This window comes from Sphingopyxis sp. GW821-FHT02C12 (genome assembly GCF_059421785.1).
The window spans coordinates 832,182-846,169 of the sequence record NZ_JBWKVQ010000002.1 but is presented as its reverse complement, the minus strand read 5'-3'; the positions used below and the strand labels follow the sequence as shown (position 1 = coordinate 846,169).

At 64.8% G+C, this 13,988-nt stretch carries 15 protein-coding genes and 2 tRNA genes; 8 read left to right on the top strand and 9 right to left on the bottom strand.

All coding sequences use genetic code 11. The annotated features are described in order from the left end of the window. Positions 1 to 50: 50 nt before the first annotated feature. From AC07U1_RS19325 to AC07U1_RS19310, 4 genes are all read right to left on the bottom strand, one after another. Positions 51 to 653 (bottom strand): HD domain-containing protein, encoded by a 603-nt coding sequence (locus AC07U1_RS19325; RefSeq protein WP_056350501.1) that lies wholly within the window; start codon positions 651 to 653, stop codon positions 51 to 53. A gap of 33 nt (positions 654 to 686) precedes the next feature. Next, positions 687 to 1,319, bottom strand: coding sequence for a hypothetical protein (locus tag AC07U1_RS19320; protein WP_495177852.1), 633 nt, complete (start codon positions 1,317 to 1,319; stop codon positions 687 to 689). Further along, positions 1,309 to 1,887 (bottom strand): COG3904 family protein, encoded by a 579-nt coding sequence (locus AC07U1_RS19315; protein WP_235535741.1) that lies wholly within the window; start codon positions 1,885 to 1,887, stop codon positions 1,309 to 1,311. The genes AC07U1_RS19320 and AC07U1_RS19315 overlap by 11 nt, the downstream gene beginning before the upstream one ends. A 115-nt stretch (positions 1,888 to 2,002) precedes the next feature. Beyond that, complete coding sequence (locus tag AC07U1_RS19310; RefSeq protein WP_056350497.1) at positions 2,003 to 2,569, bottom strand: hypothetical protein; 567 nt, start codon at positions 2,567 to 2,569, stop codon at positions 2,003 to 2,005. Between the two features lie 152 nt (positions 2,570 to 2,721). Between AC07U1_RS19310 and AC07U1_RS19305 the strand changes: the two genes are divergently transcribed. After that, positions 2,722 to 3,165 (top strand): RrF2 family transcriptional regulator, encoded by a 444-nt coding sequence (locus AC07U1_RS19305; protein ID WP_056350496.1) that lies wholly within the window; start codon positions 2,722 to 2,724, stop codon positions 3,163 to 3,165. Positions 3,166 to 3,373: 208 nt separating this feature from the next. On the opposite strand, the gene AC07U1_RS19300 is transcribed toward AC07U1_RS19305, so the two are convergent. Both AC07U1_RS19300 and AC07U1_RS19295 read right to left on the bottom strand, forming a co-directional pair. Further along, positions 3,374 to 3,449, bottom strand: a tRNA-Ala gene (locus AC07U1_RS19300). A 119-nt stretch (positions 3,450 to 3,568) separates the two neighbouring features. After that, positions 3,569 to 3,892, bottom strand: a complete 324-nt coding sequence (locus AC07U1_RS19295) for a TIGR02300 family protein (RefSeq protein WP_187140340.1) — start codon at positions 3,890 to 3,892, stop codon at positions 3,569 to 3,571. A 124-nt stretch (positions 3,893 to 4,016) separates the two neighbouring features. Between AC07U1_RS19295 and aroA the strand changes: the two genes are divergently transcribed. Both aroA and AC07U1_RS19285 read left to right on the top strand, forming a co-directional pair. After that, on the top strand, positions 4,017 to 5,345 hold the full coding sequence (gene aroA / locus AC07U1_RS19290) for a 3-phosphoshikimate 1-carboxyvinyltransferase (RefSeq protein ID WP_495177853.1): 1,329 nt from the start codon (positions 4,017 to 4,019) through the stop codon (positions 5,343 to 5,345). After that, positions 5,342 to 5,971, top strand: a complete 630-nt coding sequence (locus AC07U1_RS19285) for a (d)CMP kinase (RefSeq protein WP_495177854.1) — start codon at positions 5,342 to 5,344, stop codon at positions 5,969 to 5,971. The genes aroA and AC07U1_RS19285 overlap by 4 nt, the downstream gene beginning before the upstream one ends. On the opposite strand, the gene AC07U1_RS19280 is transcribed toward AC07U1_RS19285, so the two are convergent. After that, positions 5,955 to 7,244 (bottom strand): adenylate/guanylate cyclase domain-containing protein, encoded by a 1,290-nt coding sequence (locus tag AC07U1_RS19280; protein ID WP_187140343.1) that lies wholly within the window; start codon positions 7,242 to 7,244, stop codon positions 5,955 to 5,957. The two genes, AC07U1_RS19285 and AC07U1_RS19280, sit on opposite strands and share 17 nt — an antisense overlap. Positions 7,245 to 7,576: 332 nt before the next feature. On the opposite strand from AC07U1_RS19280, the gene rpsA reads away from it, so the two are divergent. Beyond that, complete coding sequence (rpsA, locus tag AC07U1_RS19275) at positions 7,577 to 9,289, top strand: 30S ribosomal protein S1 (protein WP_056350484.1); 1,713 nt, start codon at positions 7,577 to 7,579, stop codon at positions 9,287 to 9,289. Between the two features lie 195 nt (positions 9,290 to 9,484). After that, positions 9,485 to 9,763 (top strand): integration host factor subunit beta, encoded by a 279-nt coding sequence (locus AC07U1_RS19270; RefSeq protein WP_056350482.1) that lies wholly within the window; start codon positions 9,485 to 9,487, stop codon positions 9,761 to 9,763. Positions 9,764 to 9,894: 131 nt separating this feature from the next. Here AC07U1_RS19270 and AC07U1_RS19265 read toward each other — a convergent pair whose 3' ends face one another. Together AC07U1_RS19265 and AC07U1_RS19260 are read right to left on the bottom strand one after the other, a co-directional pair. Further along, entirely contained in the window at positions 9,895 to 10,662 is a 768-nt protein-coding gene (locus AC07U1_RS19265; protein ID WP_056350481.1) for an ABC transporter permease, read from the bottom strand. Then, positions 10,659 to 11,606 (bottom strand): ABC transporter ATP-binding protein, encoded by a 948-nt coding sequence (locus tag AC07U1_RS19260; RefSeq protein ID WP_495177855.1) that lies wholly within the window; start codon positions 11,604 to 11,606, stop codon positions 10,659 to 10,661. Before AC07U1_RS19260 ends, AC07U1_RS19265 begins: the two co-directional genes overlap by 4 nt. Before the next feature lie 90 nt (positions 11,607 to 11,696). On the opposite strand from AC07U1_RS19260, the gene AC07U1_RS19255 reads away from it, so the two are divergent. The 3 genes from AC07U1_RS19255 to AC07U1_RS19245 all read left to right on the top strand — a co-directional run bounded on the left by AC07U1_RS19255 (position 11,697) and on the right by AC07U1_RS19245 (position 13,839). Then, positions 11,697 to 11,782 (top strand) — tRNA-Leu (locus tag AC07U1_RS19255). Positions 11,783 to 11,847: 65 nt separating this feature from the next. Then, positions 11,848 to 13,362 carry an ABC transporter substrate-binding protein gene (locus AC07U1_RS19250; RefSeq protein ID WP_495197781.1) on the top strand — a complete coding sequence of 505 codons (1,515 nt, stop codon included), beginning with the start codon at positions 11,848 to 11,850 and terminating at the stop codon, positions 13,360 to 13,362. Positions 13,363 to 13,416: 54 nt separating this feature from the next. Continuing rightward, a complete protein-coding gene (locus AC07U1_RS19245) occupies positions 13,417 to 13,839 on the top strand; it encodes a DUF4112 domain-containing protein (RefSeq protein WP_056350477.1) in 423 nt (140 codons plus the stop codon). The last annotated feature ends 149 nt before the right edge of the window (positions 13,840 to 13,988 follow it).

The following is a 13,988-nucleotide window of genomic DNA, read 5'->3' as shown; positions in this document are numbered from 1 at the left end:
CACCCCACCCCCCCCCCCCCCCCCCCCCCCCCCCCCCCCCCCCGCTCCAGTTACTCCGCCGCTTCCTCGACCATCACCTTCTTGTAGATGCTCGTGCGCGGGTAGGAGCAGAGCCGCATCACCATCGGCTCGAAGAATTCCAGGCTCTCGCTGTCATAATCGGGGTCGAACGCCGGCGCGTCATATTTCTCGCAGAATTCGGCGCATGCCGCATAATGCGGGCTATCCTTGAACTGGTCGCGCATGTCGCGGTCGAGGCCGAGATAGTGGAAGAAATAATGGCCCTGGAAAATGCCGTGGTGCTGGACGATCCACAGATTTTCTTCCGACAGGAAGGGCTTGAGGATCGCCGCCGCGACGTCGGGATGGTTGAACGCGCCCAGCGTGTCGCCGATGTCGTGGAGCAAGGCCATCACGACATATTCCTCGTCGCGCCCGTCGCGATGCGCCCGCGTCGCGGTCTGCAGGCAATGTTCGAGCCGGTCGACCGGAAAGCCGCCATAATCGCCGCCAAGCAGCTTCAGATGCTCGAGGATGCGCGTACCGTTCTGCGGCGCAAACTCCTTCTGCTCGCGCGCGATGATGTCCCAGTCCTGCTGGGTCCCATCGATCATCGAACGGAAACTCGCGTGGTCGTGCGTCATATCGGTCATGGCAGCCTCTCCTGTTTTGGCGGGCAGCCTAAATTATTCGTTCCAATTTGCAACGTTATAGCCGCGAAGCTCCTCGGGCGTCAGGCATTGGCGTTGCGGCGCCTGGCCTGTGGACGCATTTTCGCGATCGAGCGTCCCGGTAAGCAGTCGGCGCGAGACCCCCATCCGGATCAGATAATCGGAGATTCCGAGGCTCTGCCGCGCGATGTCGGCACCGGAAACCGACGTCGCCGACGGCTCATAAAATTGCCCAAGATCGAACACAGCCGTCGGATCGACGGACCGAATACGCCCGCTGAGGAACAACAGGGCACAAGCATCGGTGCAGTTCGCGCCAGCCGGGACATGCGCAGCAAAACTCCCCGCCGACCGCAGGATACGCCCGGCCTCCATCGCACTGCCCCTGTCGTCGCCCGAGGCATTGAAGTGGATTGTGTCGACGTCGGGATGCTCAGCGAGCACCGCGTTGAGGCGCGCCGGAAGGTCGGGGCCGATCCTGCCCTCTATGACAAGGGTTTCGCTGCGTCCGGTTCGCTGCACCTCAACGCGCGACGCCGGTGCATCCCATCCCTGGCGCGTCGGAGCGCATTCGCCCGATTGCTCGATCGGCGTCGCTGCGAGGAGCGGCAGCGCAAGCAGCGCTCCAAACAGCCGCTTATCCGCCATCGTTGGTAACATTATAGGCTTTCACCTCGGCCTGCGTCAGGCAGCGCCGGGTCGATTTGTCGTCGTCGGTCGCAATGGCCTTCTGGCGGTACATCACTTCGGTCAGCAATTTCCGCGACACGCCCATGCGGATCAGGAAATCATTGTCCTCGCTGGCAAGCAGCGCCGCATCCTGTTCGATATCGCCGATCAGGTCGCGGGTCGCTTCGGTACCCATGGCCACGCTCATGTCGATCGCGCTGCGGTCCCCGGTGCGGGTGAACATATGGACGATGAAAAGACCGCCCGGGTCGATCACCCGCGCGCTACCGCCCATGAAGACGAAATTGCAGGCGCTGAAACAGGCCCAGCCGTTGGGAACGCGGGTGATCATCCCGAGGCTGGACCGGATGATCCGTCCCGCTGCATTGCCAGCGCGCGCGTCTCCGCCGGGTGACCGCAGCCAGATTTCCGAGACGTCAGGGTTAGCCGCCAGCGTCTTGGTCAACCGGTCGGGCAGTCCGGCATCCACCCGCCCTTCGGCAAGCAGGACCTTCTCGCCCCCGCGAACGACGGGCGTCAACGTCATAGTCGGATTCGTCGACCAGTTCGGACTGAGCGGACAGGTGGGGTTCGCCGGGTCCATCGGCGTCGCCGCCGTCAGGCACGCAAGCGTCGCCAGCGCCGCCAGCGGGCGGACAAGTTTACGCCGCGACAATGACATAGCGTGGCTCGCCCGGTCCCTTGCACATACGCTTCGACACGCGCGTTTCCTCGCCCTCGACGATCACCACGTCGGTGACGTTCATACATTTGCGCCCGCCGCCTTCCTGGTTGACCGCTGCTACGGTCGACGATCCGCTGACCTCGGGGCGCGTCGCGCTCGTCCAGTTCGACGTTGCGCCGACCTCTTCGCCGCGCGTGACCTCTTCGGTCGCCGCCGCAGCTTGCAACTGCTCGCCGGGATCGAGGCGGCACGCGATTGCGTCGGTCAGCGTGCCCGCAACCTCCGCGGTCGGCAGGTAACTGCCGAAACCGGTCTTGCCCGCCGCATCGCCGACAGCGTCGCGGATCACGCCGCCCAATATGCCGCGCCCGACGCTGCTGCCCTTCTTGCCCTTGGGACAACCGCCATTGTCCTTCTCGCTCGGACTCGGCGTCGGGGTCGGCGACGTCACCTTGCGGAGCAGCCCCCCGAATTGCGCCTGCGCCGGCGCCACCGCCAGCAGACATGCGGCCAAAACCGCCGGCGCTGTCAAAATCTTTCGCATTCCATCCGCTCCACGCAACCACGCCCGCAACCGGGCACCCTGCGACCCCTATAGGGGCGGTTCATGCCACCCACTGTGATTTTCATCAACTCTTGCCCGAATGTCATCCAGACAGGTTGAATTAAGGCTGAATATGTAACACAGGATGAACCATGCTGTCGCAAAAGACCCGCTATACGATCCGCGCTTTCCAGCACCTCGCCGACCATTGGGGCAAGGGGCAGGTCCAGCTCGCGGATATTGCGGAGGCGCAGAATATCCCGCCCAAATTCCTGACCGTGATTCTGTCGGAAATGGCGCGCGAAGGGCTGCTGCTGTCGCAGCGCGGGCGCGACGGCGGCTACCAGCTCGCGCTGTCGCCGATCGACATCAGCTATGGCGACCTTGTCCGCCTGACCCGCGGTTCGCTCGCGCTCGTGCCCTGCGCCGCGCGCAACGCGCACGAGCATTGCAAGAACTGCCTGCCCGAATCCGAATGCCGGATGCGCAGCCTGATGCTGAAGGTGCGCGACGACACCGCCGCGATCCTCGACCGCATCAACCTCGCCGATCCGATCGCGATGGAACCGGTGTTCGAGAGCGAAGCCGCCGAATAACCGCGAGGCCGACGCCGTCAGGCGTCGTGCTACCCTTCGGCCCCCTCCACCCCTCGCTTCGCGAGCGGCCCCCTCCCCATGACCTGCGGCCACAGGGAGGATTTGAACGCCCGCCACCGCCCGACACCGGTCATCCCGCTGCCGCATTTCCGATGCACCGGACAGGCAACAAAAAAGGCCCGCGTCGGCGGGCCTTTTTGGGAAGAAATGGTGGAGCCTAGCGGGATCGAACCGCTGACCTCCTGCATGCCATGCAGGCGCTCTCCCAGCTGAGCTAAGGCCCCACAACTTCGTGATCGCGCCTGGGTGACTGCGATCGGGTGGCCGCCTTTAGCAGTGCCGGCGACCGATGCAAGGGGCCAAATGCATCTGACGATGCCTTTTTGGCCCCCCGCGTCAAAAATCAGGTTTCGACGTCGTCGTCGTCCGCGGTCGCGACGCCCAGATCGTCGTCGCCGCCGAGGTCGACGTCGTTGTCGGGCGAATCGCTGTCCTCGTCGACATCGACGTCCAGATCCAGATCGTCGTCGGCCTCGGGTTCCTTGGCGACCTTGCCCGGCTTTTCCGCTTCCTCGAACGGCATCGGCTGCTTCGATTTCAGCACCGATTCCGGAATCCAGTTGTAACCGCAATTGATGCAGGCGACCGGATCATCCTTAGTCAGATCATAGAATCGGGTGGCACATTTCGGGCAGCTACGCTTCGTGCCCCATTCAGCCTTTATCATAAATTCCTCATAACCTTCTGGAAAGAGATTAGAATTTCTGGAAAGCGACGGTTGCCTGCGCGGCATCCATCAAATCGGCGTGCGCCTTGCCAGATTGCAAGGCCGCTGTCAAAAGCCGCACGCCATGACCGATCACACCGCCACGCCCCGCAGCTTTTCCGCTTCCGTTCCGCTCAAAGGTAGGGTCCCGATCCCGGGGGACAAGAGCATCTCGCATCGGTCGCTGATGCTGTCGGCGCTCGCGGTCGGCGAAAGCCGCGTCACCGGGCTGCTCGAGGGCCATGACGTGCTCGCCACCGCCAGCGCGATGCGCGCGATGGGCGCCGACATCGAACGGCGCGACGACGGAGAATGGCGCATCCACGGCGTCGGGGTCGGCGGGCTGCTCCAGCCGCAGGGAGCGCTCGACATGGGCAACAGCGGCACCTCGACGCGCCTGCTCATGGGTCTCGTCGCCAGCCACCCGATCACCGTCACCTTCATCGGCGACGCCAGCCTGTCGGGACGTCCGATGGGCCGCGTCATCGATCCGCTGAGCCAGATGGGCGCCGACATCACCGCCTCGCCGGGGGGCCGTTTGCCGCTGATGCTGCGCGGCCTCGCGCCCGCCATCCCCCTCGCCTACCGCCTGCCGATGGCCTCGGCCCAGGTGAAAAGCGCGATCCTGCTCGCCGGACTCAATACGCCGGGGATCACCGAAGTGATCGAACCGGTGCCGACCCGCGACCATAGCGAGCGCATGCTGCGCGGGTTCGGCGCCGATCTCAGTGTCGAGACCGATGCCGACGGTACGCGCCACATCCGCATCCTTGGCGAGGCGGAACTGAAACCACAGACGATCGCCGTTCCCGGCGACCCTTCGTCGGCCGCCTTCTTCATCGTCGCCGCGCTGATCGTACCCGGATCCGACGTCCTCATCGCCAATGTCGGCCTCAACCCGACCCGCGCCGGGCTGATCGCGGTGCTGCAGGCGATGGGCGGCGATATCGAGTTGCTGGGTGCGCGCGAAGTCGGCGGCGAACCAGTCGCCGACCTGCGCGTCCGCCACAGCATCCTCAAGGGCATCGCCGTCGACCCCGCCGTCGCGCCGAGCATGATCGACGAATTCCCCATCCTCTTCGTCGCCGCCGCGCTCGCGCAAGGCCGCACGACGACGACCGGGCTCGACGAATTGCGCGTCAAGGAAAGCGACCGCATCGCGGTGATGGCGACGGGCCTCACCGCCATCGGCGCCCGCGTTGAGGAGAGCGAGGACGGCCTGATGATCAACGGCACCGGCGGCGACCCGCTTCCCGGCGGCGCCACCATCGCCGGCCATCTCGACCACCGTATCTGCATGAGCTTCGCCATCGCGGGGCTGGTCAGCAAGGCGCCGGTGACGATCGACGACATCGCACCCGTGGCGACGAGCTTCCCCAATTTCGAAGCGCTGCTCGCCGGACTTGCGCAATGATCATCGCGGTCGATGGCCCGACCGCATCGGGCAAGGGCACGATTGCCCGCGCGATCGCGGCGCATTTCGGGCTGCCCGTGCTCGATACCGGACTGCTCTATCGTGCGGTGGGCTATCAGACCCAGCTCAACCATGGCGACCCCGACGATGCCGCCGACGCGCTCGTCGCCTGCGACTTTCCGGATGCCCTGCTCGACGATCCGGCGCTGCGCTATGAAAGCACCGGCGGGCTCGCGAGCCGCGTGTCGGTTCACCCCGCCGTCCGCAAGGCGCTGCTCCAGCGCCAGCTCGATTTTGCGGGCCAGCCGGGCGGTGCGGTGCTCGACGGGCGCGACATCGGCACGGTGATTGCGCCGCACGCCGACGCCAAGCTGTTCGTTACCGCCAGCGCCGAGGAACGCGCGCGCCGCCGCCATGCGGAGATGCTCGGGCGCGGCGTCGATATCGGCTACGACGCCGTGCTCGCCGACATCCACGCCCGCGACGCCCGCGACACCGGGCGGACCGAGGCGCCGCTGCTGCGCGCCACCGACGCGATGCTGCTCGACAATAGCGACATGGATGTGGCCGAAGGCATCGCCGCCGCGATCGCCTTCGTCGCCGAACGGGTCAGGCGACCCAGCTGATCTCGGGCAGCGCGTCGACCGCGGGCTTCGCCGGCGCGGCGTGATAGACGGCGGTTTCGCCGACGCCCTTCAACATTTCCATATGCGGCGGGCCGAATGCGCCGCGGTCCTTCGCCCGCAGCCAGGTGCTTTCCGAAATCGCGATCCCGTTGACCGGCGCCGTGCTCTCCAGCCGCGCCGCCATGTTCACCGTTTCGCCCCAATAGTCATAGGCCATGCGCGTCGCGCCGATCACCCCGCCGACCACCGGTCCGCTGTGGATGCCGACGCGCAGCCCGGTCTCGACCCCGGCGAGCGATTGCAGGTCGTCGACGACTTCGAGCACCGATCGCGCAAAGGCGATCGCGGTATCGGCGCTGTTGCGCGCGGTCAGGTTACCGCCGGCGATCGCCAGATAGGCGTCGCCGATCGTCTTGACCTTTTCGACCCCGTGCTGCGCCGCGCAGCGGTCGGCGTGGTTGAAAAAGGTGTTGAGCAGTTCGACCAGATGCCCCGGCGACACCCGCTGCGCCAGCTTGGTAAAGCCCGCCATGTCGATGAAGATCACGCTCGCGTCGGCATAGGAATCGGCGACGAGGCGCCCGTCGCGAATCCGCTCGACCGCCGCGACCGGCAGCATGTTGTAGACCAGTTCCTCGTTCCGCTTGCGCTCGGCCTCGAGCGCTTCGGCCAGCGCGAAGGCGCCGCGGCTCGACCGGTCGATCGCGAAATTGATCGCGACCATGATCATCGCGCCGCTGAGGTACGACAGCAGCGCATACCACAGCCCCGCGCCGTGGCTTTGCACCGCCAGCACCGTCGAGAGGAAAACCACGATATCGAGCGCCAGCCACAACAGGAACAGGCGCGGCCGGCTCGCCAGAACGACCGCCGCGAAGGCGCTGACCGAGAGCCTGTTCATGACGCCGACCGCGTGCATTTCCTCCTGCATGTCGATCAGTTCGTCGAACAGCACCAGATTGATATGGCCGAGCAGAAAGACGATGCCGAGCAGCGCGGCGAAATCGATTCCCGGCCGTGCGACATATCCGGACCAGAAGGTAGCGCCGATATAGGCGCCGGCGAGGATCAGCATGCAGCCGAAATAGACCGCGAGCGTCGCCGTATCCTCGTGACTGACAAACAGCGGATTGGCGATCGTATAAGCGAGCGCGACGAGCATGAAGAGCACGCCATAGATGCGCACGAAGGGCAGCCGCAGCATCCGCGCCGTTTCCTGGAAACGCGCCTCGACCGCCGGATCGGCGAAACTGCCACGATATGCCGTTTGCATGAGCCCCCTCTCGATTGCAGCGGGACGCTAAACCCAACATCTTACGATGGCGTTTATCCGTGCTTTCGCCTTGCCCGCGCTGCGCCGTTCGACTATAGGCCGCCGCGTCCGACGGGTGTTTTTGCCGGTCGAGGCACGGATGAACCGCCGCTCGTTCCGAGCGTCGGGCGTGACGGGGCGCACCCGTCGCGCCCTTTTTGCTTTGCCCGTCCCTCGCCGATGAAGGTCCGGAGGATGCTGTGCAATGCATTCGGCAGGCACGGCATATCGGCCATTAAGACCAGCGGAACCAACCGCTTGGCCGGAACAAACGAAGTAAGGAAGACACATCTATGGCCACTACGGCTTTCCCGACGCGCGACGATTTTGCCGCGATGCTCGATGAATCGCTTGGTGGTGCCGACGGCGGCTTTGAAGGCCGCGTCGTCAAGGGCACCGTGACCGCGATCGAAAACGACCTGGCAGTGATCGACATTGGTTTGAAGAGCGAAGGCCGCGTGCCGCTTCGCGAATTCGCCATGCCGGGCCAGAAGGCCGACATCAAAGTCGGTGACGAAGTCGAAGTCTATGTCGACCGCGTCGAAAACGCCAATGGCGAAACCATGCTGTCCCGCGATCGCGCTCGCCGCGAAGCCGCCTGGGACCGCCTGGAAGAAGAATTCAACAAGGAAGCGCGCGTCGAAGGCGTCATCTTCGGCCGCGTCAAGGGCGGCTTCACCGTCGACCTCGGCGGCGCCGTGGCGTTCCTTCCGGGTTCGCAGGTCGACATCCGCCCCGTGCGCGACGTCGGCCCGCTGATGGACCTGCCGCAGCCCTTCCAGATCCTCAAGATGGATCGCCGCCGCGGCAACATCGTCGTGTCGCGCCGCGCCATCCTCGAAGAAACGCGCGCCGAACAGCGCTCGGGCCTGATCCAGAACCTCGAAGAAGGCCAGATCATCGAAGGCGCCGTCAAGAACATCACCGACTATGGTGCGTTCGTCGACCTCGGCGGCATCGACGGCCTGCTCCATGTCACCGACATGAGCTACAAGCGCGTCAACCACCCGAGCGAAGTCATCAACATCGGTGACAATGTCCGCGTCCAGATCATCCGCATCAACCGCGACACGCAGCGCATCAGCCTCGGCATGAAGCAGCTCGAAAGCGATCCGTGGGAAGGCGTCGCCGCCAAATACCCCGTCGGTGCGAAGCTGTCGGGCACGGTCACGAACATCACCGATTACGGTGCATTCGTCGAACTCGAAGCCGGCATCGAAGGCCTGGTCCACGTCAGCGAAATGTCGTGGGTCAAGAAGAACGTCCACCCCGGCAAGATCGTTTCGACCAGCCAGGAAGTCGACGTCATCGTCCTCGAAGTCGACAGCGACAAGCGCCGCATCTCGCTGGGCCTCAAGCAGGCTCAGTCGAACCCCTGGGGCGCGTTCGCCGATGAGCATCCGGTCGGGTCGGTCGTCGAAGGCGAAGTCAAGAACGCAACCGAATTCGGTCTGTTCGTTGGCCTGCCGGGCGACGTCGATGGCATGGTCCACATGTCGGACATCGCTTGGGGCATCTCGGGCGAAGAAGCGCTGCACCTCCACCGCAAGGGCGAGGCCGTGCAGGTCGTCGTTCTCGACGTCGACGTCGAGAAGGAACGCATCAGCCTCGGCATCAAGCAGCTTGAAAAGGGTGCACCTGCCGTTGGCGGCGGCGTCGCCGCTGCCGGTTCGGTGAAGAAGAACGACGTCATCACCGTCACCGTCCTCGAAGTTCGCGACAACGGCCTCGAAGTCCAGGCCGGCGACGATGGCGCCACCGGCTTCATCAAGCGCGCCGACCTCGGCCGCGACCGCGACGAACAGCGCGCCGAACGTTACCAGGTCGGCCAGAAGTTCGACGCGATGGTCATCGGTTTCGACCGCTCGAAAAAGCCCAGCTTCTCGGTCAAGGCGATGCAGATCGCCGAAGAGAAGCAGGCCGTCGCGCAGTACGGTTCGTCGGACTCGGGTGCGTCGCTCGGCGACATCCTCGGCGAAGCGCTGAAGGCCGGCAAGAAGGGCTGATCCCAGCCCCTTGTCACCAGAATGAGACAGAAGGCCCGCCGGATGCGTCCGGCGGGCCTTTTGATTCGGCGATATCTTTTGCGCCCCGCTTGATTCATGTTAGTCTGGCGGCGCGTTGGGAGGGGTCTCACGCACCGAACCGGCAAAGACCGGGAGCCTGCATCCAGCGATGCGCGTGAAAAATAGGGGAAGCCAATGATCCGGTCGGAACTGGTTCAAAAGATCGCTAGCGAAAACAACGATCTGCGCCTCGAAGAGGTGGAGAAGATCGTCGATGTGTTTTTCGATTCCATCGTGGACCAGCTCGCCTCGGGCGGCCGTGTCGAATTGCGCGGCTTCGGCGCCTTTTCGACCCGCGGTCGCGAGTCGCGCACCGGCCGAAATCCGCGCACCGGCGCGGCGGTCGATGTGCAGGCCAAAAGCGTGCCCTATTTCAAGCCCGGCAAGGAAATGCGCGAGCGGCTCAACGACTGAGTTGCCAACGATCGTCCAGGTCCCAAAACTTCGTCATTGCGAGGAGCGAAGCGACGCGGCAATCCAGGTTGGCGTGAACCGCCCTGGATTGCTTCGCTTCGCTCGCAATGACGGAGCGCAATATTCCGCGCTCAATTCTTGAGGCGGTAGCCGGTCCGGAACATCCAGAAAATCACGCTCAGGCAGAGCGTCAGAAACAGCGCGACCGCGCCCATGCTGACCTCGATGCCTACGTCGCCCTGCCCGAAGAAGGTCCAGCGGAAGCCGCTGATCAGATAGACGACGGGGTTGAACAGCGTGATCGTCCGCCAGGCGGCAGGCAGCATGTCGAGCGAATAGAAGGCGCCGCCCAAAAAGGTTAGCGGATAGACGACGAGCAGCGGGATCACCTGCAACTGCTCGAAGCTTTGCGCCCAGATACCGATGATGAACCCGAACAGGCAGAAGGTCACCGCCATCAGGATCATGAAGGCGACCATCCACAGCGGATGGACGACCTGGACGTCGACGAACAGATGCGCTGTAGCGAAGATGATCGCCCCGATGATCACCGACTTGGTCGCCGCGGCGCCGACATAGGCGATCACCGTTTCGAGCGGCGACAGCGGCGCCGACAGCATCTCATAGATCGTGCCGGTCCATTTGGGCATGTAGATGCCAAAACTCGCGTTGCTGATGCTTTCGGTGAACATCGTCAGCATCATCAGCCCGGGGACGATGAAGGCGCCATAGGGCACGTTGCCGACTTCGCTCATCCGGCTGCCGATCGCCGAGCCGAAGACGACGAAATAGAGCGCCGTGGTGATGACGGGCAGCGCAAGGCTGGTCCAGACGGTACGCCCGAAACGCGCCAGTTCGAACAGATAGATCGCGCGGACGCCGCGCCAGTTCGCGGTCATGCGGCGGCTCCCTTCGCGCCCCGGGGCTCGTGGACGAGCCCGACGAAAATATCCTCGAGCGAGCTTTGCCGGGTGTGCAGGTCCTTGAACCCCACCCCGATGTCGCTCATCCGGCGCAGCAGCGACGGCACCCCGGTCGCCTCGGCCTGGCTGTCGAATTCATAGACCAGCTCATGCCCGTCGCCCGCCAGTTCGAGCTTCCAGTCGGCCAGCTCCGCGGGCACCGCCTCGAGCGGCTCGGCGAGGTTCAGCGTCAACGTCTTGCGTCCCATTTTCTTGATCAGCGCATTCTTCTCTTCGACCAGGATCAACTGCCCCTTGCTGATCACCCCGACGCGGTCGGCCATTTCCTCGGCCTCCTCGATATAATGGGTGGTCAGGATGATCGTGACCCCGCGTTCGCGCAGCCCGTGGACCATCTGCCACATGTCGCGACGCAGCTCGACGTCGACCCCCGCCGTGGGCTCGTCGAGGAACAGGATTTCGGGTTCGTGGCTCAGCGCCTTGGCAATCATCACCCGGCGCTTCATGCCGCCCGACAGCTCCATGATCTTGGAATCGCGCTTGTCCCACAGCGACAGGTCGCGCAGCAATTGCTCGATGAAGGCCGGGTCGCGGCGTTTGCCGAACAGGCCGCGCGAGAAGCTGACGGTCGCCATCACCGTCTCGAACGAGTCGGTATGCAGTTCCTGCGGCACCAGCCCGATCATCGACCGCGCGGCGCGATAGTCGCGGGCATGATCGTGCCCGGCCACGGTCACCGTCCCGCTCGTCGCGGTGACGATGCCGCACACGATGCTGATCAACGTCGTCTTGCCGGCGCCGTTCGGCCCGAGCAGCGCAAAAATCTCGCCCTTGTTGATGGTAAGGTCGACCGACGACAGCGCGGTGTGGCCGCTCTTGTACGTCTTGCCGAGTCCGGCGATGGTGAGAACAGCTTCCATGGGCGGTCATCTAGCTGACGGAACCGGACGGGTGAACCCGCAAACAGCGCTTGACCTCATCGGGGGCATCGGCTTGACCGGCACCGCTGGGCGGACGTGGCGAAATCGGTAGACGCAGCAGACTTAAAATCTGCCATCCTCTGGATATCCGGGTTCAAGTCCCGGCGTCCGCACCAGCGCCCCACCCTTCAAGGCCCCGCGGCGCGTTAGCACCCTTCCGGTTTCGCGCCGCTTGGCTATGATGACCGCGATGCCCCTGCACATTCCCCTTTCGCGAACCATCGGACGCCTGACCGCCGCCGGCCTGCTGGCGCTCGCGCTCGTCAGCTGCGGCCTGTTCGGCGAGCGCGGGCCGGTGCGGATCGCGGCGATCGGCGCCCTCAACAGCGCCGCCAACCCGATCAACGGCGAATTGTCGGCCGCCAATGCGGCGCTGCTCGACGCGACCTCGCAGGGGCTGGTCAGCTTCGACGGCGAGGGACAAATCGACGTCGGCCTTGCCGAGCGCTGGACGGTCACCGCCGACGGACGCAGCTATGTCTTCCGCATCCGTGAGGCCAAATGGGCGAACGGGCGCAAGGTCACCGCCGCCGACGTCGCCAACATCCTCGAGGGCTATCGCGCGCCGCGCAGCAAACATGTGCTCAAGGATGATTTTCCCGAGATCGAGACGATCAAGGCGATGACCGACAGCGTCATCGAAATCCGCCTGTCGGTGCCGCAGCCCGGGATGCTCGAACTGCTCGCGCAGCCGTCGATGGCGATCGTCAACCGCGGACTCGGCTGGGGTCCGATGCGCCCGAAACGCACCGGCCGCGCGATGCTGCTGACCCCGGTCGCCGATCCGCTCGCCGAGGATCCCGACGCCGCCGAAGCCGCGGCCGCCGATCCCGCCGCGTCGATCGAACTCACCGGCACCTCGGCGGCGGGGGCGCTCGCGCGCTTCAAGAACGGCTATGCCGACGGCGTCGTCGGCGGGCGCTTTTCGACCCTGCCCTATTTCGTCGCCTCAAACATCGGCCGCTCGCGGCTCGTCGTCGATCCGGTTCCGGGACTCTTCGGCCTCAGCATCGTCAGCATCGACGGTTTTCTCGGCGTCCAGGCCAATCGCGAGGCGCTGTCGCGCGCGCTCCGACGCGAGCGGATCGTCGGTGCGTTCGGGCTTCAGGAATGGGAGCCGCAAGTCACGCTGCGCCCCGACCTTTACACGCGCGACGTCGGACCGACCCCACTGCTGCCCGCCTGGGCCGACTATCCCGAACAAATGCGCTTCGAGCAGGCGAAACGCGCCGTCGATGCGTGGAGAGATAGCGGAAATGTCGTCGAACCATTGCGCATCGCGGTGCCGGACTCGCCGGGCGGCCGCATCCTTTTTGCTTATATCGCCGCCGACTTCACGCGCATCGGCATGCCCAGCCGCCGCGTCGCCATGACCGCGACGGCCGACCTCCGACTGATCGACGAAGTGATGCCCAACGACGATGCCCTGTGGGGGCTGCGCCGCCTGTCCTGCCGCGCCGACACAATGTGCCATCGCGACGCCCAGCAACGGATCGACGAAGCGACCGCCGCAACCAGCGCCGCCGACCGCGCGCGCCTGATCGGCGAGGCCGAGCAATTGCTCGCGGGCTATTCGCCCTTCATTCCGATCGCGACCCCGCTGCGCTGGTCGGTCGCATCGCAGCGGCTGACCGGGCTGCGCGCCAACGGCCGCAGCCAGCACCCCTTGAATCACTTGATTGCCCTACCCAACTAATACACCGAATAATGTTGGCGCGCTCCATTTCGAGCGCTGCTTGAAAGGACCCCGATGGCCCCTTCGTCTCCCGACACCGACGCGCTGTTCGACGCGCTGATCCAGAATCGCCGCGACCCCGCCGCGCTGCGCAAGCGGGTCGAGACGCTCGAGATCATCCTCGAACGCAGCTTCGTCATCCCGGGCATCAACCGCCCCGTCGGCCTCGACGCGATCGTCGGGCTGGTGCCGGTGGTCGGCGACGTCATCACCGCGGTCATGGGCGCCTATCTGATCTGGGAGGCGCGCAACCTCGGCATGCCGAAATGGAAGATCTGGCGCATGGTCGGCAATCTGGGAGTCGACACAACGCTCGGCGCGATCCCGCTCGTCGGCGACGCCTTCGACTTCCTGTTCCGGTCGAACACGCGCAACCTCAAGATCATCAAGAAGCATCTCGACAAGCATCATCCGGGGACGATCATCATCGATCAATGATATTCATCGTCGTTGCGAGGAGCCGATGGCGACGCGGCAATCCAGAGTGTACGGTAACCGCCCTGGATTGCTTCGCTTCGCTCGCAAAGACGAGGCTTATATTGCAGCGGCGGCTCTTCCCCTGGGCTGTATCGAGGTGCTAGCACAGC